The organism is Streptomyces sp. NPDC059371, from assembly GCF_042751995.1.
Classification (GTDB): Bacteria; Actinomycetota; Actinomycetes; order Streptomycetales; family Streptomycetaceae; genus Streptomyces.
In genome coordinates this window covers 1-23,552 of record NZ_JBHYXD010000032.1, presented here as the reverse complement: position 1 = coordinate 23,552, position 23,552 = coordinate 1, and the positions used below count along the sequence as shown (strand labels likewise).

The following is a 23,552-nucleotide window of genomic DNA, read 5'->3' as shown; positions in this document are numbered from 1 at the left end:
GGTATGAAAGCCTGTCCCGCATGAATGAGCCGTCCGTCCGTGAGACCGTGCCGTCCGCCGAGCAGTACGTCCTGACGCTGTCCTGCCCCGACAAGCAGGGCATCGTGCACGCCGTGTCGAGCTACTTGTTCATGACGGGCTGCAACATCGAGGACAGCCAGCAGTTCGGCGACCACGACACGGGTCTGTTCTTCATGCGCGTCCACTTCTCCGCCGAATCCCCGGTGACTGTGGAGAAGCTGCGCGCGAGTTTCACAGCGATCGGCGACGCCTTCCACATGGAGTGGCAGATCCACCGGGCCGAGGACCGGATGCGGGTCGTCCTCCTGGTCAGCAAGTTCGGCCACTGCCTGAACGACCTGCTCTTCCGCGCGCGGATCGGCGCGCTGCCCGTCGACATCGCCGCCGTGGTCTCCAACCACACCGACTTCGCGGAGCTGGTGGGGTCGTACGACGTTCCCTTCCACCACATCGCGGTGACGAAGGACACGAAGGCCGACGCCGAGGCGCAGTTGCTGGAGCTGGTGCGCGAGAAGGGCGTCGAGCTGGTCGTCCTCGCCCGCTACATGCAGGTCCTCTCGGACGACCTGTGCAAGCAGCTCAGCGGCCGCATCATCAACATCCATCACTCCTTCCTGCCGAGCTTCAAGGGCGCCAAGCCGTACCACCAGGCACACGCCCGTGGGGTCAAGCTCATCGGCGCCACGGCGCACTACGTCACCGCGGACCTCGACGAGGGCCCGATCATCGAGCAGGAGGTCGAGCGGGTCGGCCACGACGTCACCCCCGACCAGCTCGTTGCCATCGGCCGGGACGTGGAGTGCCAGGCGCTCGCTCGCGCCGTGAAGTGGCACGCGGAGCGCCGCATCCTGCTCAACGGACGCCGCACGGTCGTTTTCGCCTGACGGCTGGGCCGTCCGACTGCCGGGTCGCCCGACTGCCGAGCCGCCGGATCACATCCGGCTCAGCGAAGCCGCCGCGGACAGGACGTCCCTGATGACGTCGCGGTCGCCGTCCTGTCCGGCGGCCGCCTCCTCCGGGGAGACATGGCCCGCGGCCAGGCGGCAGAACTCGACCCCGTCCAGCGCGACATGGGCCACCTCGTGGTCGGCGGAGCCGACGGCGCCGGGCGAGTCGAGCGGGATGAGCCACTCACCGCCCCCGGAGCCCTCGATCTCCAGGCGCAGACTGCGTCCCGGGGCGCCGGCCGTGACGAGATGCCGGACCGACCGGGCCGACAGCCCGGCCCGGCGCCGCTCGGCGAGGGAGACGGGCAGCATCCGCGCGGCCAGGTCGATCATCCGGTGCAGATGCCGGGGAGCGGGCGGTTCGTACGGGTAGTCCACCGCGTCGGCGATGTCCCCCGCGTGCACCCAGCACTCGAAGGCCCGGTCCAGCATCGAGTCGCTGAGCGGCAGCTCGAAACCGCCGTACGCCACGGTGAGCCGCCCGGAGGCCTCCCCGCCCGCGACCCCGCCCGCGGCCGGGGCGCCCTCCTCCGCGAACGACACGCTCCGCACGATGCGGTGGCTCTGTTCCCGCCAGGGGCCGCGCACGGACCGGGTGGGCGGGACGCGCGAGGAACGCCAGTACGCCTCGGTGCGCTCCTGCGGTGTGGGCCGCTCCGCGCCGGCCGTGCCGACCGGGTCGTCCAGCCCCAGCGCGACGGCGACCAGCCCGTCGACGCTCAGCAGATGGGCGATGACCCCGGCGACGGTCGTACGACGGCTCACGGGCCCGTCGCCCTCGAACCAGCGCAGCCGCACGGGCGCGTGCCATTCGGAGCCGCCGATGTCCTGGAGCAGGGCGTCGAGACGGGCGGTCTCCGCGTCGTACGGAGCGGCCCACTCGGGTACCGGGATGCGCGGCGGGCGCCGGTCCAGGCAACTCGTCAGGACGCGGGTGCGCAGCGTCGGGTCCAGGTCGAGGCTCTCCGCCGGGTGCAGCAGCCCGACCGCCTCGCGCAGCCGCAGCGCCTCCTCCGCGCACGAGCCGCAGTACCCGAGGTGGTCCTCGACGGCACTCGTCTCGTCCGCCGAGCAGGCGGCCAGCGCCCAGGCCCCCAGCAGCGACTTCAGGACCCGGTGTTCGAGGACCGGCGGCGCCGGACGGTCGGTGCCCGCCGGTTCGGGCAGCGGCAGCCCGGTGTCCTCCACGGAGGTGCGGGGCGGCGGTATGCGCGGCGGCCCGCCGGGCAGCGGCCCGGCGCCACCGCCGTCGGCGTCCTCGTGCCCGTCCTCGTGCATGCCGCCGTGCCCGTCCTCGTTCTCGTCCGTGGTCCCGTGCCCGTCCCTGTGACCGTCCTCGTACCCGCCCGCGCGGCCCTCCTCGTCGTCGGACGACGGGAACCGGCCAGGTTCCTCGCTCACCGCGCACCCCCGGGTTCCGGCGGTGTGCCGGCCGGCCCGGCGTCATGGGCGGTGGACAGCAACTGGAGGCCGAGGCGCAGCCGGCGGCGGGCCTCGTCCTCGGTGACGCCGAGGTCGGCGGCCGCCTGGCGGTAGTCGCGGCGCTGGAAGTACGCCAGTTCCAGAGCGGTCCGCAGCGGGGTGGGCATGGACGTGACGATGTAGTCCGCGCGGGCGGCGACGGACGCGCTGCGCACCTTGCGCTCCAGCTCCTCGGCGGTGCCGTCGCCGCCGCGGGCGAGGGCGGCGGCCTCGGTCGCGCGCAGGCGCTGCACGGCCAGACGGTGGGTCAGGGTGGCGACCCAGGAGCGCAGCGGACCCTGCTTCGGGTCGTACGCGTCGGGGTTCTCCCAGACGTGGGTGAAGACCTCGCGGGTGATCCCGTCGGCGGCCCGCTCGTCCCCGAGCACGCGATGGGCGAGACCGTGCACGAGCGAGGCGAACCGGTCGTAGAGCTCGCCGAGTGCGGCGGCCTCCCCCCGCGAGAGCCGCTGCTGCATCTTGCGGTCCCAGCGGGGCGGTGCGTCCTGCGTCGCCATACGGCCCCCTCACCCCTGGTCGTGCCCGGCGCCCGTGCCCGCGTCCGGCCTGTGTGCCGGTCGTGTCCCCTGTCGCTGTCCAGTCATGCGGTGCTGACGTCCAGCCTGTGCGCATCCGCTGTCCTGAATGTAGTCGGCACGTCCGGCAGCGCACGCCCCTTTGCGTCAATGTGCGCCCCTGGGCGGACGGTGAATGGTAGAGGCGCGCCGCTTCCGTCTCTGCACCTGACCGTAACTGGCCGTATGCGACCGAAAGAGAACCCTCGTGAAGCACTTTCGACCGTAGACAGGCGTTTCTTCCTGGCGGGATCCGTGTTTCATGGAACTACGGCGGGGCAGCCGCGCTGGAAGGAAGCGTACGGAGTGCTTCCGTTTCTGCTGGGCGAGGCGAGCGAAAGGCGTGGCGGTGACGCTCGAAGTGACGCACGTGACCGACGTGACCGACGGCGAGTGGGCCGTGCTGCGGGTGTCGGGCGAACTCGATCTCGTGACGTCGCCAGGGCTGCGGCAGAGCGTCCACGACGTGGTGGCCGCGGGCCGGCACAGCATCGTCCTGGACCTGTCCGAGGTCGTGTTCTGCGACTCCAGCGGTGTCGGCGTCCTGATCGCGGCCCGCCGTCTCATGCGCTCCTGCCGCGGGCGTCTGCGCCTGATACTGCCCGCGCGGGGCGCGGTCGACGGCTCCCATGTGAACCGCGTCCTCGGGGCCCTAGGCGTGCGCCGGCTCTTCGACGTGTACCCGGACGTCGACGCGGCCACGGACGAGGAGTCCCGCCCGCTGTCGGCCTGAGGGTCAGGTCACGAGCGCTCGGTTCGACGGCCCCGGCGACGGCCGATTCCCGCCCCCTCCGCGCCCTCCGCCCACCCCTTTCAGGTCCCTTTCCGGCCCCTTTCCCTTGTCTCGGAATTCTTGCGGTCCTGGTACAACCGTCGCTTTCCGGCACCCCGGACGGTCCGGTCGTCGTACGCTCCGTCCCAGATGAACCGCAGTCCGGCCGAGGCCGGCTGAGTAGTGAGGCGGTCCGAAGACACCATGGTCAGTTCCGAGTACGAGCGCAGGATCGCCGCCCGGTTCGCCGGCTTCGACCAGGACGGCAACGGCTACATCGACCGGGAGGACTTCAGCGCCGCGGCCAAGTCCGTGCTCGCCGAGTTCGGCACGACGGCCCGGTCGGACAAGGGCCAGGCCCTCTACATCGGTGCCGAGGCGTTCTGGCAGGGCATGGCGGGGATAGCGGACCGTGACGGTGACCAGCGGATCACGCGCGAGGAGTTCGTGAGCGGTGCCGTGAAGCGGCTGCGCGACAACCCCGAGCGGTTCGCCGAGATCGCCCGTCCCTTCCTGCACGCGGCCCTCGCCGTGGCGGACACCGGCGGGGCCGGCGCGGCCACGGTCGGGGAGGTCACGCGCGTCCTCAAGGCGCTGGGGGTGGGCGAGAGCGTCGCCGCCGGCGTGGCCGCCGCCCTGGACGCGGACGCCGACGGACGGATCGGCGAGACGGAGATCGTGAGCGGGTTCGCCCGCTACTTCACGGTGCCGGACCAGCCGGAGTAGCCGGAGTGGCCGGACCGGCCGGAGTGGCCGGACCGGCCGGACCAGCCGGAGTGGCCGGGTCAGCCGGAGTGGCCGGAGTGGCCGGGCCGGCCGGAGTGGCCGAATCAGCCGGAGTGGCCGAATCAGCCGGAGTGGCCGGGCCGGCCGGAGTGGCCGGGCCAGCCGCAGTGGCCGGGCCGGCCGGAGTGGCCGGGCCAGCCGTAGTGGCCGGGCCAGCCGTAGTGGGGCGGCGCAGCGGGCTCACTCCGAAAAGCGCTCCCTGAGCCGGTACTTGAGCACCTTCCGCAGCGCCTCGTTGCGCGGAAGGGCGTCCACGACCTCCAGTTGCTCCGGCAGCTTGTGCACGGACAGCCCTTCCCCGCGCAGGTACGACGTCACCGCGGCCAGCGTCAGCTCCGGCGCGTCCGGCGGCTGCTCCACCACCGCGCACACGCGCTCCCCGCGCTCGGCGTCGGGCAGTCCGATCACGGCGGCGTCGCCGACCGCCGGGTGCCGGTGCAGCAGATCCTCGATCTCCTTCGCGGAGATGTTCTCGCCCTTGCGGATGATGATGTCCTTCACCCGGCCGGTCAGGACGAGGTGACCGCTCCCGGTCAGATGCCCCACGTCCCCGGTGATCAGGAACCCGTCCCCGTCGAACGCCTCCGCGGTCTGCGCCGGGTCCAGATATCCCCGGCACACGGCCTCCCCCCTCAGCCGCACGTCACCGTCGGCCCCGCACGGCCGGTCGGCCCCCGCCGCGTCCACGATCCGTATCTCCATGCCCCCGGGGGGCCTGCCCTCCGTGGTGGCCAGGTTCTCGGCCGTGTCGTCCGGCGCGCCCATCGTGATCATCGGGACCTCGGTCATCCCGTACCCGTGGGTGAGCTGCACGCCCATCTCCCGGACGACCGAGTGATAGACCTCGGGCGGCTTCGGAGCCCCGCCGCCCGCGAGCAGCCGCAGCGTGGGAATGACCGGCTCCCCGGGCCGCTTGCGCTGTTCGGCCAGGAACATCGAGTAGAACGCGGTCGACCCGCCCGCCACCGTCACGCCGTGCCTGCGGTACTCCTCCAGGGCGGCGGGCAGCGCGAAGTGCTCGAACATCACGGCCGGGAAACCGTACAGCAGCAGCATCACCGTGTAGTCGGGACCGGCGATGTGCGCGTACGGGAAGGCCATCGAGCCGACGTCGCCCTCGGACAGCCGCAGCGCGTGGGCGAGGCAGGAGCCGCCCGCGATCAGTGAACGGTCGGTGTGCAGCACGCCCTTGGGGTCGGAGGTGGTGCCCGAGGTCCAGTAGATCCAGCGGACGGAGGTTCCGTCGGCGGGCGGTGGCGGGAGGACGGCGGGATCGCCGTCGGGAAGCGTGTCGTACGCCTCGAAGACGTTCTTCGCGTCGAGCCGGTGGGCCATCGCGGTGTGGTCGAAGCCGCGCCACTCGCCCGGGACGGCGACGTACTCGGCCTTCGACTCCCGCAGCGCGAAGCCGACCTCGCGGTCGCGGTAGAAGGGGATGACCGGCGACTGCACGGCGCCGAGACGGGCCAGCGCGAAGGACAGCAGGGCGGTCTCGATCCGGGTGGGCAACTGCCAGGCGACCACCGTGCCCGGCCGTACGCCCTTGTCGTGGAGGCCGGCCGCCACCCGTTCGGCACGGTCGCGCAGCTCGCCGAAGCTCAGGGAGCGGTCGCCCTGGAGCAGGACGGGCCGGTCGGGGGTGAGGCCGGCCCGGCGGTCGACCAGTTCCCACAGCGTGCGCGCTGAACTCAGGGTGTGTGCGGTGTCGTTCACTTCGGCCCCCCTGTGGTCGTTCTCCTCGACCGATAGCTGACGGACAGTCAGATCGTGGCAGAGCGTAGGGCTCGGCGCCTTGTCGGTCCATAGGCGCGGGGCTAGCCTGCTTGTGGAATTGAATCTGACGGGCCATCAGAAACGTACGCCAGGCGGAGGGGACCATGACCGAACTGCCCCGCATCATCAGCGTCGACGACCATGTGATCGAGCCCGCACACCTCTTCGAGACCTGGCTGCCGCGGAAGTACCACGACCGGGGACCGAGGCCGCTCACCGCCGGCATCGGCGAACTCGCCTACGTCGGAGGCAAGTACCAGATCACCATGGACCCGGACGGCCCGCCGACCGACTGGTGGATCTACGAGGACCTCAAGTTCCCGTACAAACGCAACATCGCCGCCGTCGGCTTCGACCGCGACGAGATGACGCTGGAGGGCATCACCCGCGCGGAGATGCGGCGCGGCTGCTGGGACCCCGTCGAGCGGCTCAAGGACATGGATCTCAACCATGTCGAGGCCAGCCTCTGCTTCCCCACCTTCCCGCGCTTCTGCGGCCAGACCTTCGCCGAGGCCCACGACAAGGAGGTCGCCCTGGCCTGTGTGCGGGCGTACAACGACTGGATGGTCGAGGAATGGTGCGGCGACAGCGGCGGCCGGCTGATCCCGCTGTGCCTCATCCCCCTGTGGGACATCGACCTCGCGGTCGCCGAGATCCGCCGCAACGCGGCCCGGGGCGTGAAGGCCGTCACCTTCTCGGAGATCCCCACCTATCTGGGGCTGCCCTCCATCCACTCCGGTCACTGGGACCCGTTCTTCGCGGTCTGCCAGGAGACCGGGACGGTCGTGAACATGCACATCGGCTCGTCCTCCCAGATGCCGGCCGCGTCCCCCGACGCACCCCCCGCCGTCCAGGCCTCGCTGTCCTTCAACAACGCGATGGCCTCCATGATGGACTTCCTGTTCAGCGGCGTCCTGGTGAAATTCCCAAGCCTCAAACTCGCCTACTCCGAGGGCCAGATGGGCTGGATCCCGTACGCCCTGGAACGCGCGGACGACGTCTGGTCGGAGCACCGCGCCTGGGGCGGGGTCAGGGACCTGATCCCGGAGCCCCCGTCGACGTACTACTACCGCCAGATCTTCTGCTGCTTCTTCCGCGACAAGCACGGAGTGGCGTCCCTCGACGTGGTGGGCCGCGACAACGCCACCTTCGAGACCGACTATCCGCACGTCGACTCGACCTTCCCGCACACCAAGGAGGTCGCCCTCGACCATGTGAAGGGTCTCGACGACGAGACCGTCCACAAGCTCATGCGGGGCAACGCCATCCGCATGCTGGACCTGGACCTGTAGTGGACCTGACGTACACCCCCGAGGAGGAGGAGTTCCGCGCGCGCCTGCGGACCTGGCTCGCCTCGGTCCTTCCGGCGCTGCCACCGAAACCGTCCCCCCGCGACTGGCCCGCCAGACGGGCGTACGACCTCGGCTGGCAGCGCATGCTGTACGACGCCGGGTACGCGGGCCTGCACTGGCCCGTCGACGCGGGCGGCCGGGGCGCCACACCGACGCAGCACCTCATCTACCTGGAGGAGACCGAGAAGGCGGGCGCCCCCTATGTGGGGGCCAACTTCGTCGGGCTGCTGCACGCCGGACCGACCATCGCCTCCGAGGGGAGCGCGGAGCAGCGGGCGCGCTGGCTGCCGCCCGTGCTGCGCGGCGACGAGGTCTGGTGCCAGGGCTTCAGCGAACCGGACGCCGGCTCCGACCTCGCGTCGCTGCGCACGCGCGCGTGGCGCGACGGCGACGACTACGTGGTCAGCGGGTCCAAGATCTGGACCTCCCACGCCGAGGTGGCCGACTGGTGCGAACTGCTGGTGCGGACGGACCCCGCCGCGCGCAAACACCGGGGCATCACCTGGCTCGCGATGCCGATGGACGCGCCCGGCATCACCGTCCGCCCGCTGCGGACGCTCGCGGGCTCCACCGAGTTCGCGGAGGTCTTCCTCGACGAGGTGCGCGTCCCGGTCGCCAACCGGGTCGGCGCCGAGAACGACGGCTGGCGCGTGACCATGGTGACGCTCTCCTACGAGCGCGGCACCGCGTTCGTCGGCGAGGTGGTCGCCTGCCGCCGCGTCCTGTCCGAGGTGGCGCGGGAGGCGCGCAAGAACGGCCGCTGGGACGACGCCGTCCTGCGCCGCCGTCTCGGCAGGCTGAACGCCGAGTTCCGCGCGCTGTGGCGGCTCACCCAGTGGAACGTCAGCGAGGCGCAGAGCACCGGGGGCGGTCCCGGCGTCGGCGGTTCGGTCTTCAAGCTGAGCTATTCGCACGCCCGTCAGGAGCTGTTCGACGCCGCCGCGGAGGTTCTCGGCCCCGAGGCACTGGACCTGGGACGGGACTGGACGCTGGACCGGCTCTCGTCCCTGTCGTACACGATCGCGGCCGGTACCTCGCAGATCCAGCGGAACATCGTGGCCGAGCGCATCCTCGGCCTTCCCAGGGGGAGGTGAGTTCGACCGGTGGACTTCCGGCTGACGGATGATCAACGGGCCCTGCGGCGGGGCATACGCGAACTGCTCGAAGGCCGGTTCGGCCGGGAGGCGCTGCGCGCGGCCGTCGACCGTGCGGACGGGAAGGGTGCGACAGGCGGGGCAGAGAAGGCCGGCAGGACAGACGGGACAGCGGCGACGGGCAGGACAGCAGGGACGGGCGGGACAGCAGGGATAGACGGGATCGACGGGATCGATGGGGTGCGTGGGAGGCGCCCTGGGGGCGTCCGGGTGCTCGACCGGGAGCTGTGGCGCGAGCTGGGCGCCGCGGGGTTCTTCGCGCTGCGCCTTCCCGAGGCCGAGGGCGGTGTCGGGCAGGGCCTTCCGGAGGCCGTGCTGGCCTTCGAGGAGGCGGGACGGCTCCTGCTGCCGGGACCGCTGATCGCCACCCATCTCGCCGCGGGCACCGTGCCCGGAGCGGCCGCCGGGGCCGTGGTCGTGACGTCCGCCGACCGGGGGCTCGTGGAATGGCTGGACGAGGCCGACGTCGTGCGGGGTGACGCGGCCGGGGCCGAGCCGCTGGACTCGGTGGACCCGCTGACGCCCCTGCACCGGCTGCCCGTGACCGACGGCCGGCCGGCCGGGCGCGGCGCACCCGGGACGGCCCCGGCGCCGGACCGGCTCCTCGTCTCGCTCCTCACCGCCGCCGAACAGCTGGGCAGCGCCGCCCGAACCTGCGAGGCCGCCGTGCAACACGCCCGGACGCGCGAGCAGTTCGGGCAGCCCATCGGCGCCTTCCAGGCGGTGCAGCACCTGTGCGCGGGCATGCTCGCGCGGGTCGAGGTGGCCCGCGCGGCCGTCTACGCCGCCTCGGTCACCGCCGACCCGGCGGATGTCGCGGCGGCCCGTGTGCTCGCCGACGAGGCCGCCGTGCGCGGCGCCCGCGACTGTCTCCAGGTGCACGGCGGCATGGGCTTCACCTGGGAGTCCGACGTCCATCTGCACCTGAAGAGGGCGTGGGTGCGGACACATCGTGCCGGTGGCGCTACGCAAAGTGAGGAGGAGCTGGCGGACGATCTGGTGGTCGCCGAGGCGTAGAAGGCCGCTGTCCTGGGGTGTCGCGGGATGAACGGGGGCGGATGTCGCGGATCGTGGCAAACCGGGATCACGGAGTGTTGAGACCTGGTTGTGTCCTAGGCGTGACTTGTCACGGCCTGGAGTCGGCGCCGGGCTCCGGTACCTTGTGTGGGATGCGAGTGGTTCTGAGGTTGAGCCATCCCGGTGTTGCCCCCGAGGCCGCGCCGAACCCGGCGATGCGCGCCGCTCGCGAGGCAGTGCGGACCCCCGTACCTGCCTGTTCGACTCCCCGTGGCGAGCGTCGCACAGTATGCCGCACGCGTACTCCTTCGCGCTGGAATATGCCCGAAGCGCTTGTTGGGGTGACTGTACGTCAACCATGCTGTCTCGCAAGGGAATCACGTTCCGTGATCCTTGTTCTGGCCATGCAGAAAATGGCTACGATCGTGGCCCTTGTGAGGCGCGAGGCGATGTGTCCGCCGGTTCGGATGGTGTGAGCGGTGCAGGTGCTTCAAGTGCAGTTGGAGATCCGGCCCGACCCCGCAGAGGTGGGGCGAGCCCGGCGGTGGGCCCGTTCGAGGCTCGCCGGGTCCGGGATAGACGCCGATGAACCACTGGCCGAGACGCTGATCCTGCTCGTCTCGGAACTTGTCACCAACGCCGTGGTGCACACCGGGTGTCCGGCCGTGCTGCGCCTGTGTCTGCCGGGAGGTGCCGGAGCCGCCACCGTGCGTCTCGAGGTGGCCGACTCCAGCGCCCGGCCGCCGATGCCCCGGCACGCGGACGGTGACGAGACCAACGGCCGCGGCCTGGAACTGGTCGACGGCCTCGCGGACCGCTGGGGCTGGAATCCCGAGGGTGCCGGCAAGCGCATCTGGTGCGAGCTGGACCGCTGCGCCTCGGACGCCGCGCAGGACTCCCCTTACGGCGCCTACGGCGGCTTCGCGTACGAGGCGGTCTAGAGCCGGTCCGCCCGTTCCGGTCCGTCCGGTCCGTTCCGGTCCGTCAGGCCCCCTTCCCCGCTGTTGCCGTGCGGGGCGGCGGCCGGGGTCGGCGCGACGGTCCGTCCTTCTCGCACGCGCCTCGCGTTTCGTGCATGTATGCACGAAACCGCTGTACACGGCCGCGGTCGTGGCCGAATGCGCCGGGTCGTGCTTCCGTACGCGCTGTTTCAAATAGGATGAAACACCGTAAATCCCCGATCGAGTGTTGACGTGGCGTGTCCGTTTGATCACGCTTGTGTTCAGCGATTCGCCGCGAGGGGACGGCGAGGGTTCCGGTGACGGGGGCCCTCGGCGAGTGTGGGTCGTGATTCGGCGTCGGCTCCCCCACGGTCAGGGGAGGCGGGGCGGGTACGCCGGAGGCGGATGGCGGCGCGCGGTGCCGTGCCCGGGGTGAGGTGGGGACCTTCGGCCGGGCGCAGTCGGGAGTGGGGGAAGCGCGCCGCCAGCCGACCCCCGTACGGCAGGCCCTGGACCGGACTCGTGCGGGCGTCTCGTGCGGACCGGATGTCAGAGGATCGCCACGGGTGCCACCGGTGTGCCGGTGCCGCCGACGAACGGCTCCGGCATCGCCGACAGCAGGAAGGCGTACCGGTTTTCTTGTCCACAGGCTGTGGACAACTTTTCGAGGTTCCAGTTCTGTCCCTGCAGCATCCCCATCTCGACCAGGTCGAGCGCGTGCACGGGCAGCCACAGGTCCTCGATCTCGGGCGGGAAGATCTCGAAGGTCAGGGTGTCGTTGGCGACCGCCGCGACGTCGCGCGCGTGGAACCACTCGGGGGTGCGCACCGACAGGCCCGGCGACGGATACCCGTACCCGTGCTTGTCGCCCGCCAGATACACCTGGATCTGCCCGGTCCGTACGAGCACGATGTCGCCCGCCCTCACCCGCGTGCCCGCCAACTCCTCCGCCGCCTCCAGGTCTTCGGGGGTGACGGCGTGCCCGCCGGCCAGCCGGTGTTCGCCGCGCGCCCGCGCCACGTCGAGCAGGACGCCCCGCGAGACGATGTGCCGCGGCTTGTCGATCCCGCTGAACTCGGCGCCGCTGTGCGGGGTGACGGTGGAGGCGGGGCGTCCGTTGTAGAGCCTGCCGGAGTGCGAGACGTGCGGCAGCGCGTCCCAGTGGGTGGCCGCCTGGAGGCCCATGGTCACGGTGTCGTCGCTGCACGCCACCGTGCCGGGGCCGAAGATCTCCTGGTTGATCTGCACCATCGCGTGCAGCGGATTGACCCGCCCCGGGATCATCCCGGTCTGCACGCCGTCCTGTTGGAGCGGCAGGGCGAGGGGCACGCGGAGCCCCGTCCGTACGGTCGCCGCGGCCTCCCGTACGACCTCGTCGGTGACGAGGTTCAGCGTCCCGATCTCGTCGTCGGCGCCCCAGCGCCCCCAGTTGTTGACGCGCTTGGCGATCTCGTGGAACTCCGGATGGAGCGCCGGCTGCGACATGAGTCCTCCCCGGGGGCTTGTCTCCAGGTATCTGACGGGTCGTAGAATCCGAGTTGAATCTAACGGACCGTCAGAAACTGCGGGAAGGGGCCGGGCATGGGGAACTTCCTTGCGGGCAAGGCCGTCGCCGTCACGGGCGCGGGCCGGGGGATAGGCCGGGCGGTCGCCCTCGCCGCCGCCGCCGAAGGCGCGCGCGTCGTCGTCAACGACTACGGCGTGTCCGTCGAGGGCGGCGAGCCCACGAGTTCGGTCGCCGAGACCGTCGTCAAGGAGATCGAGGCGGCCGGCGGGGAGGCGGTCGCGGTCGCCGACGACATCTCGACGATGGCGGGCGGGCAGCGCGTCGTCGACACCGCGCTCGCCTCGTACGGGCGGATCGACGGAGTGGTGTGCGTGGCCGGCATCCTGCGCGAGCGGATGCTCTTCAACATGTCCGAGCAGGAGTGGGACCCGGTCGTCGCCACCCATCTCAAGGGCACGTTCACGCTCTTCCGCGCCGCCTCGGCGGTGATGCGCAAACAGGGCTCCGGCACCCTGATCGGCTTCACCAGCGGCAACCACCAGGGGTCGGTGGCGCAGGCCAACTACAGCGCGGCGAAGGGCGGGATCATCTCGCTGGTGCGCAGCGCGGCCCTCGGCCTGCACAAGTACGGGGTCACCGCGAACGCCGTCGCGCCCGTCGCCCGTACACGCATGTCGGCGAACGTACCGATGGAGCTGAAGGAGATCGGCGAACCGGAGGACGTGGCCGCGCTCGTCGTCTACCTGCTGTCGGACCGGGCCCGCGAGGAACGCATCACCGGGCAGGTCTACACGATCGCCGGACCCAAGATCGCCGTATGGGCCCAGCCGCGCGAACTGCGCGCCGGATACGCCGAGGGCGCCTGGACCCCGGAGAAGATCGCCGACTTCCTGCCCGGGACCGTCGGCGTCGACCCGATGCCGCTGCTGGAGCAACTCGAGGCGATGGCGAGGGCGGCCGCGGACAAGGCGCGCCCCAACGCGTGACCGTTCCCGGTCCGGGTGCCCCGGGTCCGGTGGGGAGGAGAGCGCGTGGATTTCGCATTCGGTCCCGAGGACGAGGCCTTCCGGCGCGAGGCGCGGGCCTGGCTGGAGGAGCACCTGGCCGGCACCCCCGGGCGCCGCGACTGGGAGCGGGAACTCGGGAAGGCCGGCTGGATCGGCCTCGGCTGGGCGGAGGACGGGTACGGCAACCGGCGCGCGGACCTGACCCGGCAGGTCGTGTGGGCCGAGGAGTACGCCCGCTCCGGGGCGCCCGCCCGCTCCGGGCACATCGGCGAGAACCTGCTGGCGCCGACGCTCGTCGCGCACGGGACACCGGAACAGAAGCGCCGCTTCCTGCCGCCGGTCGCCGAGGGCCGGGAGCTGTGGTGCCAGGGGTACAGCGAGCCCGGCGCCGGTTCGGACCTGGCCGGCGTCCGTACGACCGCCGTACGTGACACGGGCGCCGGTTCCCCGGGGGTGTACCGGGTCACGGGGCAGAAGATCTGGACCTCGCTCGCCCACGAGGCCGACTGGTGCTTCGTGCTCGCCCGCACCGAACCGGGGTCCACCCGCCACCGCGGGCTGTCCTTCCTCCTCGTCCCCATGGACCAGCCCGGCCGGGTCGAGGTCCGTCCGATCCGCCAGCTCACAGGCACGAGCGACTTCAACGAGGTGTTCTTCGACGGGGCGGTGGCGCGGGCCGGGCACGTGGTCGGCGGCGAGGGCGAGGGCTGGAAGGTCGCCATGAGCCTGCTCGGCTTCGAGCGCGGGGTCTCCACGCTCGCCCAGCAGATCGGCTTCGCCGAGGAGCTGGGGCGGGTGCTGCGCGCGGCCGTCGCCACGGGAGCGGCCCGGGATCCCGTCGTACGCGACCGGCTCGTGCGGCTCTGGGCCGAGCTGCGCACGATGCGGTGGAACGCCCTGCGCACCCTGGGCGGTCCGGGGAGTGCCGGGGGGCCGGGCGCGCCGAGTGCGGCGAAGCTGCTGTGGGGCGGCTGGCACCGGCGGCTCGGTGAGGTGGCGGTCCAGGTGCGGGGGGCCGCGGCGGCGGTGGGTCCGCGGGACTGGTCGGCCGCGCTGCCCTACGAACTGGACGCCTCCCAGCACCTGTTCCTCTTCAGCCGGGCCGACACGATCTACGGCGGCTCGGACGAGATCCAGCGCACGATCATCGCCGAGCGCGCGCTCGGCCTGCCGAAGGAGCCCCGGGGCCGGCCCTGACCGGCCCCGGAACCAACCAACAGCCCAGGAACAGCCCAGGAACAGCCCGGGGCGGCCCGGGAAGAGGGGAGCCGGCGCGATGCGAGGCGTGATCTTCGACGGGAGAAGGACCCGGGTCGTGGACGACCTGGAGGTACGGGATCCAGGACCCGGAGAGGTGCGGGTGGCGATCTCCGCGGCGGGGCTCTGTCACAGCGATCTCTCCGTGGTGGACGGGACCATCCCCTTCCCCGTCCCTGTGGTGCTCGGCCATGAGGGCGCGGGCGTCGTGGAGTCCGTGGGCGTGGGCGTCACCCATGTCGGGCCCGGCGACCATGTGGCACTGTCCACCCTCGCCAACTGCGGGACCTGCGCCGAGTGCGACCGGGGACGGCCCACGATGTGCCGCAAGGCGATCGGCATGCCGCAGCGGCCGTTCGCGCGCGGGGGCGAGCCGCTCCACCAGTTCGCCGCCAACTCCGCCTTCGCGGAACGCACGGTGGTGAAGGCGGTGCAGGCGGTCCGCATCCCGAAGGACATCCCGCTGCCCTCGGCCGCGCTGATCGGCTGCGGGGTGCTGACGGGTGTCGGAGCGGTCCTGAACCGGGCCCGGGTCGACCGCGGCGACACCGTCCTGGTCATCGGCACGGGCGGCATCGGTCTCAACGTCATCCAGGGCGCCCGGCTCGCGGGCGCGCTGCGGATCGTCGCCGTCGACTCCAATCCGGCCAAGGAGTCCGTGGCCCGGCAGTTCGGCGCGACGCACTTCCTGACGTCGGTGGACGGGGTGAAGGACATCCTGCCCACCGGTGCCCAGCACGCCTTCGAGTGCGTCGGCCGCGTCGAACTCATCCGCCAGGCCGTCGACGCGCTCGACCGGCACGGCCAGGCCATCCTGCTCGGCGTCCCCCCGGCGACGGCCGAGGCGTCCTTCCTGGTCTCCTCGATGTACCTCGACAAGTCCATCCTCGGCTGCCGCTACGGCTCGTCCCGGCCCCAGCGGGACATCGCCCTGTACGCCGAGCTCTACCGCGAAGGCCGCTTGCTCCTCGACGAGTTGGTGACGGCGACGTATCCGGTCGAGGACTTCGAGCGGGCGGCCGAGGACGCGCACGCGGGGAAGGTGGCGAGGGCGGTGCTGACGTTCTAGGTCCGGGCGGACGGGAACTGTCCGACAGGCACCGTCGTGTCTGCCTGCCTGCCGGACGGGACGGGAGGGGAGGCCGGGCAGGCTTCGCGTCGACCGGCCGGAGGTCATCGGTCGGCGCCGGTGCCGGATCTGAAGGTGCGCCGGTAGGTGGTCGGGGTGACGCCGAGGGTCGCCTGGAGGTGCTGGCGCATCGACTGGGCCGTGCCGAAGCCGGCGTCGCGGGCCACGTGGTCGATGGACAGGTCGCTGGACTCCAGGAGATGGCGGGCGTGCTCCACGCGCTGCCGGGTGAGCCACTGGCCGGGGCTGACGCCGACCTCCTCGCGGAAGCGCCGGGTGAAGGTGCGCACGGACATGGACTCCTGCTCGGCCATGTCACGAAGCTGGATCGGCTCGTGGAGGCGGCCGAGCGCCCAGGCGCGGGCGGCCGTCGTGCCGGCCGAGCGCGCCTCCGGGACCGGGCGCCGGATGTACTGCGCCTGGCCGCCGTCGCGGTGCGGCGGTACGACGGTCCGGCGGGCCACCTCGTTGGCGACGGCGGCGCCGTGGTCGCGGCGTACGAGATGCAGGCACAGGTCGATCCCGGCCGCGACCCCGGCGGAGGTGAGGACGTCTCCGTCGTCGACGAAGAGCACGTCCGCGTCGACGACGATCCGCGGGAAGAGCCGCTGGAAGTGCTCGGCGTGCATCCAGTGCGTGGTGGCGGGGCGGCCGTCGAGATACCCGGCGGCGGCGAGGACGTAGCTGCCGGTGCAGATGGAGACGAGACGGGTCCCGGGGCGGATGTGCGCGAGGGCGGCGGCCAGCTCCGGGGTCAGGATGCCCTCCCGGTGCACGGGTCCGAGCTCGTACGAGGCCGGGACGACGACGGTGTCGGCGCCGGCCAGCGCCTCGGGCCCGTTGCCGACGAGGACCGAGAAGTCCGCGTCCGTCTCGACCGGGCCCGGCGGCCGGACCGAGCAGGTGACCACCTCGTACAGCGGGCGCCCGTCCGCGTCCCGCGCCTTGCCGAAGATGCGCTGCGGAATGCCCAGCTCGAAGGGCAGCAGGCCGTCGAGGGCGAGGACGACGACGCGGTGCGAAGGCAACGTATCCGGAAGGGCCATGGCCCGATCCTAGCGAATGCTGTCTCTCGGGCCAGTGGTTGACCGGCGCCCGTTCCCCGAAGCTCTATGGCGTGACCCAGACAACCGAAGCCGCGCAGGCCCCGGAGGACTCCCGGCCCGTCCGCCCCGCCCCCTCCCGCCGTATCCACCGCGCCTGGTTCGTCGCCGCCGTCACCTTCGTGACGATCATCGGCGCGGCCGCCTTCCGGTCGCTTCCCGGACTGCTGATCGACCCGCTGCACGAGGAGTTCCACTGGTCGCGCGGCACGATCGGCGCGGCCGTGTCGATCAACCTCGCGCTGTACGGACTGACGGCGCCGTTCGCGGCGGCGCTCATGGACCGCTTCGGCATCCGGCGCGTGGTGGCCGTCGCCCTCACCGTGATCGCGGTCGGCTCGGGGCTGACGGTGTGGATGACGGCGGCCTGGCAACTGCTCCTGTGCTGGGGCCTGCTGGTGGGCCTGGGGTCCGGTTCCATGGCACTCGCCTTCGCGGCCACGGTCACCAACCGCTGGTTCACCGGACGCAAGGGCCTGGTCACCGGCATCCTGACGGCGGCCTCGGCCTCGGGCCAGCTCATCTTCCTGCCTCTGCTGTCCTGGATCGTCACGGAGCACGACTGGCGCCCGGCCGCGGTGACCGTGTCCCTCGCCGCCCTCGCGGTCGTCCCCTTCGTCTGGCTGCTGCTGCGCGACCACCCGGCCGACGTGGGCCAGATGCCGTACGGGGCGACGGAGTTCGTGCCCAAGCCCGAGCCGGTGCGCGGTGCCGCCCGGCGCGCGGTGACCGTTCTGTTCTCCGCCGTCCGCACCGGCCCGTTCTGGCTGCTGGCCGGGACGTTCGCGATCTGTGGCGCCTCGACGAACGGCCTGGTCCAGACGCACTTCGTGCCCGCCGCCCACGACCACGGCATGCCCATCACCGCGGCCGCCTCGCTCCTCGCGGTCATCGGCGTCTTCGACGTGATCGGCACGATCGCCTCGGGCTGGTTCACCGACCGCTTCGAACCGCGCCGCCTGCTGGCGGTGTACTACGCCCTGCGCGGTATCTCGCTGCTGTTCCTCCCCATGCTGCTCGCCCCGGCCGTGCACCCGCCGATGATCTTCTTCATCGTCTTCTACGGCCTCGACTGGGTCGCCACCGTGCCGCCCACCCTGGCCCTGTGCCGTGAGCAGTACGGCGAGGACAGCGCCATCGTCTTCGGCTGGGTGCTCGCCTCCCACCAGGTCGGTGCCGCGCTCGTCGCCCTCCTCGGCGGTGTCGCCCGCGACCGCTTCGGCTCGTACGACGTGGTCTGGTACGCCTCGGGCGCGCTGTGCGCCGCGGCCGCGCTGATGGCCCTGGTCATCCGCCGCCGCCGTCCGGCGGTCCCGGGGGCCTCGGCGGCATCGGCGGTGCCGGTGGTGGGACCGGCTGCTGCGTGACGGCCGCTGCGTGACGGGCGTCGGGTGATGGGCCTCGGGTGAGGAGCCTCAGGTGAGGAAGCGGCCCTTGTGGAAGAGCAGCGGCGGCACGTCCTCGCCGGCGTCGCCGCTCGTGCCCAGGGCGTCCACCCGGCCCACCACGATGAGGTGGTCCCCGCCCGTGTGCACCGCGTGGACCGTGCAGTCAATCCAGGCCGCGGCGCCCGCGAGGCGGGGAGAGCTGGACACCGGAGCGGCGTCGTGGACGACCCCGGCGAACTTGTCCGCACCGCTCACCGCGAAGCCGCGGCACAAGTCGCCCTGGTGCGCGCCGAGTACGTTGACGCAGAAGACGCCGGCGCGGGCTATGCGCGGCCACGTCGTGGACGTACGCGCGACCATGAAGCAGATCAGCGGAGGGTCCAGGGAGAGCGAGGCGAACGACTGGCAGGCGAAGCCGGCCGGGCCCGCCGGATCACCGGCGTCCGCGGCAGGCGCCGTCACGACGGTCACGCCGGTCGCGAAGTGGCCCAGCACATGACGGAAGCGGGCCGGATCGACCGGCGCCCGTTCGCCCTCGCGGACCGCGCGCAGATCCGGGCGCGGCAACGCCTCGACGGGCCCCGCGACGGTGGGGGCCCCGGCCGACCTGAGGTAACGGACGGCGGCGGCCGCCATCCCTGCGTGTCCCATCACATCCACCATTGAAGCTGACGGACTGTCAGATAGGAAGGGGTTCGCGAGGCCCGCGGCACGGCGGTACGGCGGGCCCGTACGGCGGGCCGGGACGGTTTCCCCGGCGAGGCGGGCCGGGGTGGACGGAGGCAACCCCCTCGCGGCGCACCGTGTTTCGCCCGCGTATCTTTCGCCTCATGAGGTCGGCGAACTCCGGGAGGCTCACACGCCCCCGGTCGGCATGGACCGGCGCGGAGGTGAATCTCGCCGCCGCGGTCTGCGCGGCGCAGTTCGCGGTCGCGCTCGTCGTTGGGTGGGTCGGCACGTTCGACGACGACGACCACGGTGCGGGCCTCGGCGGCGGGCTCGCCGCCGTCGGACTGCTGTGCGTGCTGGTCTTCGGGCCGCCCCTGCTCGCGGCTCTTGGCCTGGTGCACGCGGTGACGTTCACGATGCCGGCGGCCACGCTCGCCCGTCTGGCGCGCCGCCGCGCACCCGGCCCCGAGGGCGCCTGGCACCTGGGCTTCGTCCTGCTGCTCGGCACCTTCTGGACCGCGCTCGCGGTCCTCCTCCTCGGCCTCGGCCCCACCGGCGCCGGGGCCCTGCTGCTCGCCGTGTCCGGTGTCCCGCCGGTCCTGGCGGCCGCCGGGGCGCGGCGGCGCGAACGGGCCGGCGGACACCCGCCGGACCGCGGGCGCGTCTGGTTCCGCTCGGCGCTCGTGGCTCTCGGGGCGTGTGTCCTGGTCGTGGCGGCGGCCACGGTGGGCCTGGCCACGGGACTCATCCAGGAGTACGAGCCCCCGAAGCTCGGCGCCGACCGGCTCACCGGCGTCTGGCGCGGCGATCACGGGGCGGTGCTGCGGCTGCGCGCCGGCGGCGGGGCCGAGCTCTCGTCCGTGCCCGCCCAGCCCGAGTTCGGGGACGTGACCACCAAGGAGTTCACGCGCTGCGACGGCGCCGGCACGTGGTTCCTCGACACCGCGGGCCGCTACGACCCGTACGCCGACGGGCCCGACTCCGAGCGGCGGGACGGTGTCGTCGTCCGCGTAGGCGACTGCGGCCACGACACCTACTGGACCATCGGCGGCACCGAGAACCACCCGGAACTCTTCGTCCTCTTCGGCGACCCCGACGCGGGGGATCTGCGCATATTGCGGCGGGGGTGAACCGGGGGGCCCGTGTCCGGGTCCGGCCGGCTGTGGACCGGGGGCCCGTGTCCGGGTCCGGCCGGCCGAGGGTGCGCCGGGTTCGGGTTGTCAGCGGCCCTTGAAGCGGGGGGCCCGGCGTTCCACGAAACTCGCCACCCCCTCGGTGGCGTCCGCCGTCGTCATGTTGATCTCCTGCGCCGCGGCCTCCGCGGCGAAGGCGGTGGCGCGGTCGGTGTCGAGGGAGGCGTTGACGAGCTGCTTGGTGAGCGCGAGCGCGCGGGTGGGCCCGGCGGCGAGCCGCTCGGCCCAGGCGCGCGCCGTCTTCTCCAACTCCTCCGCCGGTACGACCCTGTTGACGAGCCCGATCCGCTCGGCGTCCGCCGCGCTCAGCGCGTCCCCGAAGAACATCAGCTCCTTGGCCCGCTGCGGGCCGACGAGGCGGGGCAGCAGATGGGCCCCGCCGCCGTCCGGTACGAGGCCGCGCCGCGCGAACACCTCGATGAACCGCGCCGGTTCGGCCGCGAGGACGAGGTCGCACGCGAAGGCGAGGTGCGCGCCGATCCCGGCCGCCGTGCCGTTGACCGCCGCGATCACCGGCTTCTCGCAGTCGAGGACGGCGGCGATCAGGCGCTGCGCGCCCAGCCGGATGGTGCGGGCGACGTCGCCCGGCACCCGCTCCCCGGCGGGCGGACCGGCCCGCAGATCCGCTCCGGCGCAGAAGCCGCGGCCGGTGGCGGTGATGACCACGGCCCGTACGTCGGGGTCGGCGGACGCCGCCGTGAGCAGCTCGATCACGCGCTCACGCTGGTCCCGGGTGAGCGCGTTCATCGCCTCGGGCCGGTCGAGGGTGATCCATGAGACGGCGTTGTCAGTGGTGTGGCGTATCAATGAGTCGAGGGGCTTTTGGGCTGGTGCGGGGGATTCGGGAGCTTCGTGGGGCGCACGGGGGGAGTCGGTCGTGGAGGGGTCTGTCGTGAAGGGGTCGGTCATGACCGTGCTCCGTTTCGTGCGGGGAGGGGGACAGGGACGGGGACAGGGTCGGGGACGGGGTCGATGGCGGGTGCGGGTGCGGGTGCGGGTGTGGGTGCGGGTGTGGGGCCGGGGAGCGGGCGGTCTCTGTTCAGCGGCACAGCACCAGTGCGTCCAGGGCCACGGCTCCCTGTCCGCGGGGCAGGACCATCAGCGGATTGATGTCCAGCTCCGCGATCTCGTCCCCGAGTTCGAGCGCCATCCGCTGGACCCGGATCACGACCTCGACCAGCGCGTCCACATCCACCGGCGGGCCCCCGCGCACCCCGTCGAGCAGCGCCCGCCCGCGCAGTTCGGACAGCATGGCCCGCGCCTGGTCGTCGCCGAACGGCGGTACCCGCACGGCGAAGTCCCGCAGCACCTCGACGAGAACCCCGCCGAGCCCGACGGTGACGGTCGGTCCGAAGAGCTGGTCGTGGGTGACTCCGACGACCATCTCGACACCCCGCTCGACCATCTGGCAGACGAGGACCCCGTCGAGCGAGATGCCCTCGTAGCGGGCGATGTCGGTCAGCTCGCGATAGGCGTCGCGGACCTGGCTGGCGGAGGTCAGCCCGATCTTGACCAGGCCGAGTTCGGTCTTGTGGGCGATCTGCGCGCCGGAGGCCTTCATGACCACCGGGTAGCCGACCTGGCTCGCCGCCCGTACGGCCGCCGCCGCGCTGGTCACCAACTGTTCCCGCGGCACGCGGATCCCGTACGCCCGCAGCAACTGCTTGGCGCCGTGCTCGCTCAGTTGCTGGCCCGGGCGCATCAGGGCCTGCGCCTTGCGGAAGGAGGGCGACGGGGTGCGCGGGGCCTCGTCGAAGGGGGAGCGGTAGGCGGCGGTGAACCGGGCGTGGTCGAGGTGGGCGCGGACGGCGGTGATGCAGTTGGCGAACGTACGGAACGTGGCGACCCGGGACGAGCCGAGCAGCGTCTCCCGGTACGCCGCCTCCGTGCCGACCGGCGACCCCCACACCGCGCACACCAGCTTGTCCGTCTGTTCCGCCGCGTCCACCAGGTCCTGCGCCAGCTTGTCGCTCATCGGCGGGAAGGGCCCGGTGATCGGGCAGATCAGTACACCGACGGCAGGGTCGGCGAGGATCGCGTCGATGATCTTCCGGCCGCGCCAGTCGCCGACCGGGTGCCCGCCGTTGTCGACCGGGTTCGCGACGTTCAGGTAGTCCGGTATCCAGGTGTGCAGCTCGGCCTGTTTGGCCTCCGAGAGGACCGGCAGGTCGAGGCCCGCCTCGCTCGCCAGGTCCGCGAAGTGCGCGCCCGTGCCGCCCGAGATCGAATAGACGACGACCCCGTCGGCCCGGGGTGCGCGGGCCCGCGCCAGCAGGGCTGCGGTGTCCTGGAGTTCGTCGAGTCCGTCCACGCGAATTACGCCGTACTGGCGCATCGCCGCGTCCACCACCGCGTCGGCGCCGGTCAGCTTGCCGGTGTGTGAGGCGGCGGTGCGGGCGCCGGTCTCGGTGCGGCCGACCTTCACCGCGACGACGGGCACCTTGCGCCGGGCGGCGCGGTCGGCGGCGAGCAGGAACGAGCGGCCGTCCTTGAGTCCCTCGACGTAGCAGGCGATGGCGCCGACCTCGGGGCGCTCGGAGAAGTAGGAGATGAAGTCCGCCGTCTCCAGGTCGGCCTCGTTGCCCGTGGGCGCCCAGTGGGACAGGCGGACGCCCAGTTGCTGCATCGCGAACACCGGCCGGCCCTGGTGGCCGGACTGGGTGATGAGGGCGACCGCGGGGCCGTCGAGGTCGTCGCGGAAGTGCTCGAACGCGTTCAGGTTGGTGTTGGGGCCGAGCAGCCGCAGGCCGGAGCCGTGCACGGCGGCGGCGAGGCGGGTCTGTGCGGCGGCGCCCTCGGCTCCCGTCTCGGCGAATCCGGACGCGAACGCGACCGCGAACCTCACCTTGGCCTCGGTGAGTTCCCCGATCACCGGGAGGGGGTCGGCGACGAGGAGCACCGCCAGGTCCACCTGCTCCGGTACGTCCGATACGGAAGGGAGGCAGGGGAGGCCGAAGACGGTACGGCGGGTGGGGTGCACCGGGTGGAGGCGGGCGCCGACCCGTTCGGCCCAGGCCATGAGCTGGCGGGTGATCCCGGCGTTCGGCCGTCCCTCGGCGTCCGAGGCGCCGATGACGGCCACGCACTCGGGACGGAAGAAGCGGTCCAGGTCGGGGACGGTGGCGTACAGCGGGCGACCGCTGACGTCCAGGTCGTCGACTTCGGCCGGGCGTCCGTGCACGACCGGGGAGGGCTGCTCGCCGCAGGCGATGACCCTGGCCCGGCGGGAGTCGGTGGTGAGGGTGCCGTGGGTTGATCCAAGCATCGGTCCGCCCGCTCCTGTGTGACAGCCAATTGTTAACTGACGCACTGTCAGATTACGCAACTGACGCCGTGTCAGGAACCGTTGTGCAGGGGTGGGCTTCTGATGGGTACCCGGCGGGGGGTCTGGCCTACCGCGGTTCCGGTCGGTGGGTGGGTCGGGGCCGTGCCGGTGCATCAGCCCGTCGCCGTTGGGTGAGGGGTGGGCGTCGGTGGCGACGGGCATCGATGTACCGGCA

20 protein-coding genes are annotated in these 23,552 nt (G+C 72.3%); 12 read left to right on the top strand and 8 right to left on the bottom strand.

From position 1 onward, the window contains the following. The first annotated feature begins 20 nt into the window (after positions 1 to 20). Positions 21 to 905, top strand: coding sequence for a formyltetrahydrofolate deformylase (gene purU / locus ACFXGX_RS19835; protein WP_384792635.1), 885 nt, complete (start codon positions 21 to 23; stop codon positions 903 to 905). Positions 906 to 953: 48 nt separating this feature from the next. On the opposite strand, the gene ACFXGX_RS19830 is transcribed toward purU, so the two are convergent. Both ACFXGX_RS19830 and ACFXGX_RS19825 read right to left on the bottom strand, forming a co-directional pair. Further along, the gene (locus ACFXGX_RS19830; RefSeq protein ID WP_384792756.1) at positions 954 to 2,246 is read right to left on the bottom strand and encodes an MDMPI N domain containing protein; all 1,293 of its coding nucleotides are present in this window, start codon (positions 2,244 to 2,246) and stop codon (positions 954 to 956) included. 119 nt (positions 2,247 to 2,365) lie between these two features. Further along, on the bottom strand, positions 2,366 to 2,947 hold the full coding sequence (locus tag ACFXGX_RS19825) for a sigma-70 family RNA polymerase sigma factor (RefSeq protein WP_384792633.1): 582 nt from the start codon (positions 2,945 to 2,947) through the stop codon (positions 2,366 to 2,368). A gap of 400 nt (positions 2,948 to 3,347) precedes the next feature. Between ACFXGX_RS19825 and ACFXGX_RS19820 the strand changes: the two genes are divergently transcribed. Together ACFXGX_RS19820 and ACFXGX_RS19815 are read left to right on the top strand one after the other, a co-directional pair. Next, positions 3,348 to 3,737, top strand: coding sequence for an STAS domain-containing protein (locus ACFXGX_RS19820; protein WP_382792824.1), 390 nt, complete (start codon positions 3,348 to 3,350; stop codon positions 3,735 to 3,737). Between the two features lie 243 nt (positions 3,738 to 3,980). Then, a complete protein-coding gene (locus ACFXGX_RS19815; RefSeq protein ID WP_384792629.1) occupies positions 3,981 to 4,502 on the top strand; it encodes an EF-hand domain-containing protein in 522 nt (173 codons plus the stop codon). 240 nt (positions 4,503 to 4,742) lie between these two features. Here ACFXGX_RS19815 and ACFXGX_RS19810 read toward each other — a convergent pair whose 3' ends face one another. Further along, positions 4,743 to 6,275, bottom strand: a complete 1,533-nt coding sequence (locus tag ACFXGX_RS19810) for a class I adenylate-forming enzyme family protein (RefSeq protein WP_384792625.1) — start codon at positions 6,273 to 6,275, stop codon at positions 4,743 to 4,745. A gap of 164 nt (positions 6,276 to 6,439) precedes the next feature. Between ACFXGX_RS19810 and ACFXGX_RS19805 the strand changes: the two genes are divergently transcribed. The 4 genes from ACFXGX_RS19805 to ACFXGX_RS19790 all read left to right on the top strand — a co-directional run bounded on the left by ACFXGX_RS19805 (position 6,440) and on the right by ACFXGX_RS19790 (position 10,799). Further along, positions 6,440 to 7,627: an amidohydrolase family protein gene (locus tag ACFXGX_RS19805; RefSeq protein WP_384792622.1), complete on the top strand. Its 1,188-nt coding sequence runs from the start codon at positions 6,440 to 6,442 to the stop codon at positions 7,625 to 7,627. Then, positions 7,627 to 8,781 (top strand): acyl-CoA dehydrogenase, encoded by a 1,155-nt coding sequence (locus tag ACFXGX_RS19800; RefSeq protein WP_384792619.1) that lies wholly within the window; start codon positions 7,627 to 7,629, stop codon positions 8,779 to 8,781. Before ACFXGX_RS19805 ends, ACFXGX_RS19800 begins: the two co-directional genes overlap by 1 nt. A gap of 9 nt (positions 8,782 to 8,790) precedes the next feature. After that, positions 8,791 to 9,858 carry an acyl-CoA dehydrogenase family protein gene (locus ACFXGX_RS19795; protein WP_384792616.1) on the top strand — a complete coding sequence of 356 codons (1,068 nt, stop codon included), beginning with the start codon at positions 8,791 to 8,793 and terminating at the stop codon, positions 9,856 to 9,858. Between the two features lie 479 nt (positions 9,859 to 10,337). Then, the gene (locus ACFXGX_RS19790) at positions 10,338 to 10,799 is read left to right on the top strand and encodes an ATP-binding protein (protein ID WP_384792613.1); all 462 of its coding nucleotides are present in this window, start codon (positions 10,338 to 10,340) and stop codon (positions 10,797 to 10,799) included. 549 nt (positions 10,800 to 11,348) lie between these two features. Here the strand turns inward: ACFXGX_RS19790 and ACFXGX_RS19785 are convergent. Further along, positions 11,349 to 12,284 (bottom strand): cyclase family protein, encoded by a 936-nt coding sequence (locus tag ACFXGX_RS19785; RefSeq protein WP_384792610.1) that lies wholly within the window; start codon positions 12,282 to 12,284, stop codon positions 11,349 to 11,351. Between the two features lie 96 nt (positions 12,285 to 12,380). Between ACFXGX_RS19785 and ACFXGX_RS19780 the strand changes: the two genes are divergently transcribed. The 3 genes from ACFXGX_RS19780 to ACFXGX_RS19770 all read left to right on the top strand — a co-directional run bounded on the left by ACFXGX_RS19780 (position 12,381) and on the right by ACFXGX_RS19770 (position 15,639). After that, complete coding sequence (locus ACFXGX_RS19780; protein ID WP_384792607.1) at positions 12,381 to 13,292, top strand: SDR family oxidoreductase; 912 nt, start codon at positions 12,381 to 12,383, stop codon at positions 13,290 to 13,292. Positions 13,293 to 13,337: 45 nt separating this feature from the next. Further along, positions 13,338 to 14,510: an acyl-CoA dehydrogenase family protein gene (locus ACFXGX_RS19775; protein ID WP_384792604.1), complete on the top strand. Its 1,173-nt coding sequence runs from the start codon at positions 13,338 to 13,340 to the stop codon at positions 14,508 to 14,510. Positions 14,511 to 14,589: 79 nt separating this feature from the next. Further along, a complete protein-coding gene (locus tag ACFXGX_RS19770) occupies positions 14,590 to 15,639 on the top strand; it encodes a Zn-dependent alcohol dehydrogenase (RefSeq protein ID WP_384792601.1) in 1,050 nt (349 codons plus the stop codon). A gap of 104 nt (positions 15,640 to 15,743) precedes the next feature. Here the strand turns inward: ACFXGX_RS19770 and ACFXGX_RS19765 are convergent, their stop codons facing one another. After that, positions 15,744 to 16,745 carry a GlxA family transcriptional regulator gene (locus ACFXGX_RS19765; RefSeq protein WP_384792598.1) on the bottom strand — a complete coding sequence of 334 codons (1,002 nt, stop codon included), beginning with the start codon at positions 16,743 to 16,745 and terminating at the stop codon, positions 15,744 to 15,746. A gap of 71 nt (positions 16,746 to 16,816) precedes the next feature. On the opposite strand from ACFXGX_RS19765, the gene ACFXGX_RS19760 reads away from it, so the two are divergent. Further along, positions 16,817 to 18,169 carry an MFS transporter gene (locus ACFXGX_RS19760; protein WP_384792595.1) on the top strand — a complete coding sequence of 451 codons (1,353 nt, stop codon included), beginning with the start codon at positions 16,817 to 16,819 and terminating at the stop codon, positions 18,167 to 18,169. 48 nt (positions 18,170 to 18,217) lie between these two features. Here the strand turns inward: ACFXGX_RS19760 and ACFXGX_RS19755 are convergent, their stop codons facing one another. Next, positions 18,218 to 18,841 (bottom strand): flavin reductase family protein, encoded by a 624-nt coding sequence (locus ACFXGX_RS19755; RefSeq protein ID WP_384792592.1) that lies wholly within the window; start codon positions 18,839 to 18,841, stop codon positions 18,218 to 18,220. A gap of 179 nt (positions 18,842 to 19,020) precedes the next feature. Between ACFXGX_RS19755 and ACFXGX_RS19750 the strand changes: the two genes are divergently transcribed. After that, positions 19,021 to 19,989 (top strand): hypothetical protein, encoded by a 969-nt coding sequence (locus ACFXGX_RS19750; protein ID WP_384792589.1) that lies wholly within the window; start codon positions 19,021 to 19,023, stop codon positions 19,987 to 19,989. A gap of 90 nt (positions 19,990 to 20,079) precedes the next feature. On the opposite strand, the gene ACFXGX_RS19745 is transcribed toward ACFXGX_RS19750, so the two are convergent. Both ACFXGX_RS19745 and ACFXGX_RS19740 read right to left on the bottom strand, forming a co-directional pair. Further along, positions 20,080 to 20,961, bottom strand: coding sequence for an enoyl-CoA hydratase/isomerase family protein (locus ACFXGX_RS19745; RefSeq protein ID WP_384792586.1), 882 nt, complete (start codon positions 20,959 to 20,961; stop codon positions 20,080 to 20,082). A gap of 130 nt (positions 20,962 to 21,091) precedes the next feature. Continuing rightward, the gene (locus tag ACFXGX_RS19740; RefSeq protein ID WP_384792583.1) at positions 21,092 to 23,317 is read right to left on the bottom strand and encodes an acetate--CoA ligase family protein; all 2,226 of its coding nucleotides are present in this window, start codon (positions 23,315 to 23,317) and stop codon (positions 21,092 to 21,094) included. Positions 23,318 to 23,552 lie beyond the last annotated feature (235 nt).

Excerpts from the sequence above, each read along its gene's own strand:
- ACFXGX_RS19780 (WP_384792607.1), top strand. The coding sequence starts at position 12,381 with ATGGGGAACTTCCTTGCGGGCAAGGCCGTCGCCGTCACGGGCGCGGGC.
- ACFXGX_RS19770 (WP_384792601.1), top strand. The coding sequence starts at position 14,590 with ATGCGAGGCGTGATCTTCGACGGGAGAAGGACCCGGGTCGTGGACGAC.
- ACFXGX_RS19745 (WP_384792586.1), bottom strand. The coding sequence starts at position 20,961 with ATGACCGACCCCTTCACGACAGACCCCTCCACGACCGACTCCCCCCGT.
- ACFXGX_RS19815 (WP_384792629.1), top strand. The coding sequence starts at position 3,981 with ATGGTCAGTTCCGAGTACGAGCGCAGGATCGCCGCCCGGTTCGCCGGC.
- ACFXGX_RS19755 (WP_384792592.1), bottom strand. The coding sequence starts at position 18,841 with ATGGGACACGCAGGGATGGCGGCCGCCGCCGTCCGTTACCTCAGGTCG.
- purU (WP_384792635.1), top strand. The coding sequence starts at position 21 with ATGAATGAGCCGTCCGTCCGTGAGACCGTGCCGTCCGCCGAGCAGTAC.
- ACFXGX_RS19765 (WP_384792598.1), bottom strand. The coding sequence starts at position 16,745 with ATGGCCCTTCCGGATACGTTGCCTTCGCACCGCGTCGTCGTCCTCGCC.
- ACFXGX_RS19805 (WP_384792622.1), top strand. The coding sequence starts at position 6,440 with ATGACCGAACTGCCCCGCATCATCAGCGTCGACGACCATGTGATCGAG.
- ACFXGX_RS19740 (WP_384792583.1), bottom strand. The coding sequence starts at position 23,317 with ATGCTTGGATCAACCCACGGCACCCTCACCACCGACTCCCGCCGGGCC.
- ACFXGX_RS19785 (WP_384792610.1), bottom strand. The coding sequence starts at position 12,284 with ATGTCGCAGCCGGCGCTCCATCCGGAGTTCCACGAGATCGCCAAGCGC.
- ACFXGX_RS19825 (WP_384792633.1), bottom strand. The coding sequence starts at position 2,947 with ATGGCGACGCAGGACGCACCGCCCCGCTGGGACCGCAAGATGCAGCAG.
- ACFXGX_RS19750 (WP_384792589.1), top strand. The coding sequence starts at position 19,021 with ATGAGGTCGGCGAACTCCGGGAGGCTCACACGCCCCCGGTCGGCATGG.
- ACFXGX_RS19830 (WP_384792756.1), bottom strand. The coding sequence starts at position 2,246 with ATGCACGAGGACGGGCACGAGGACGCCGACGGCGGTGGCGCCGGGCCG.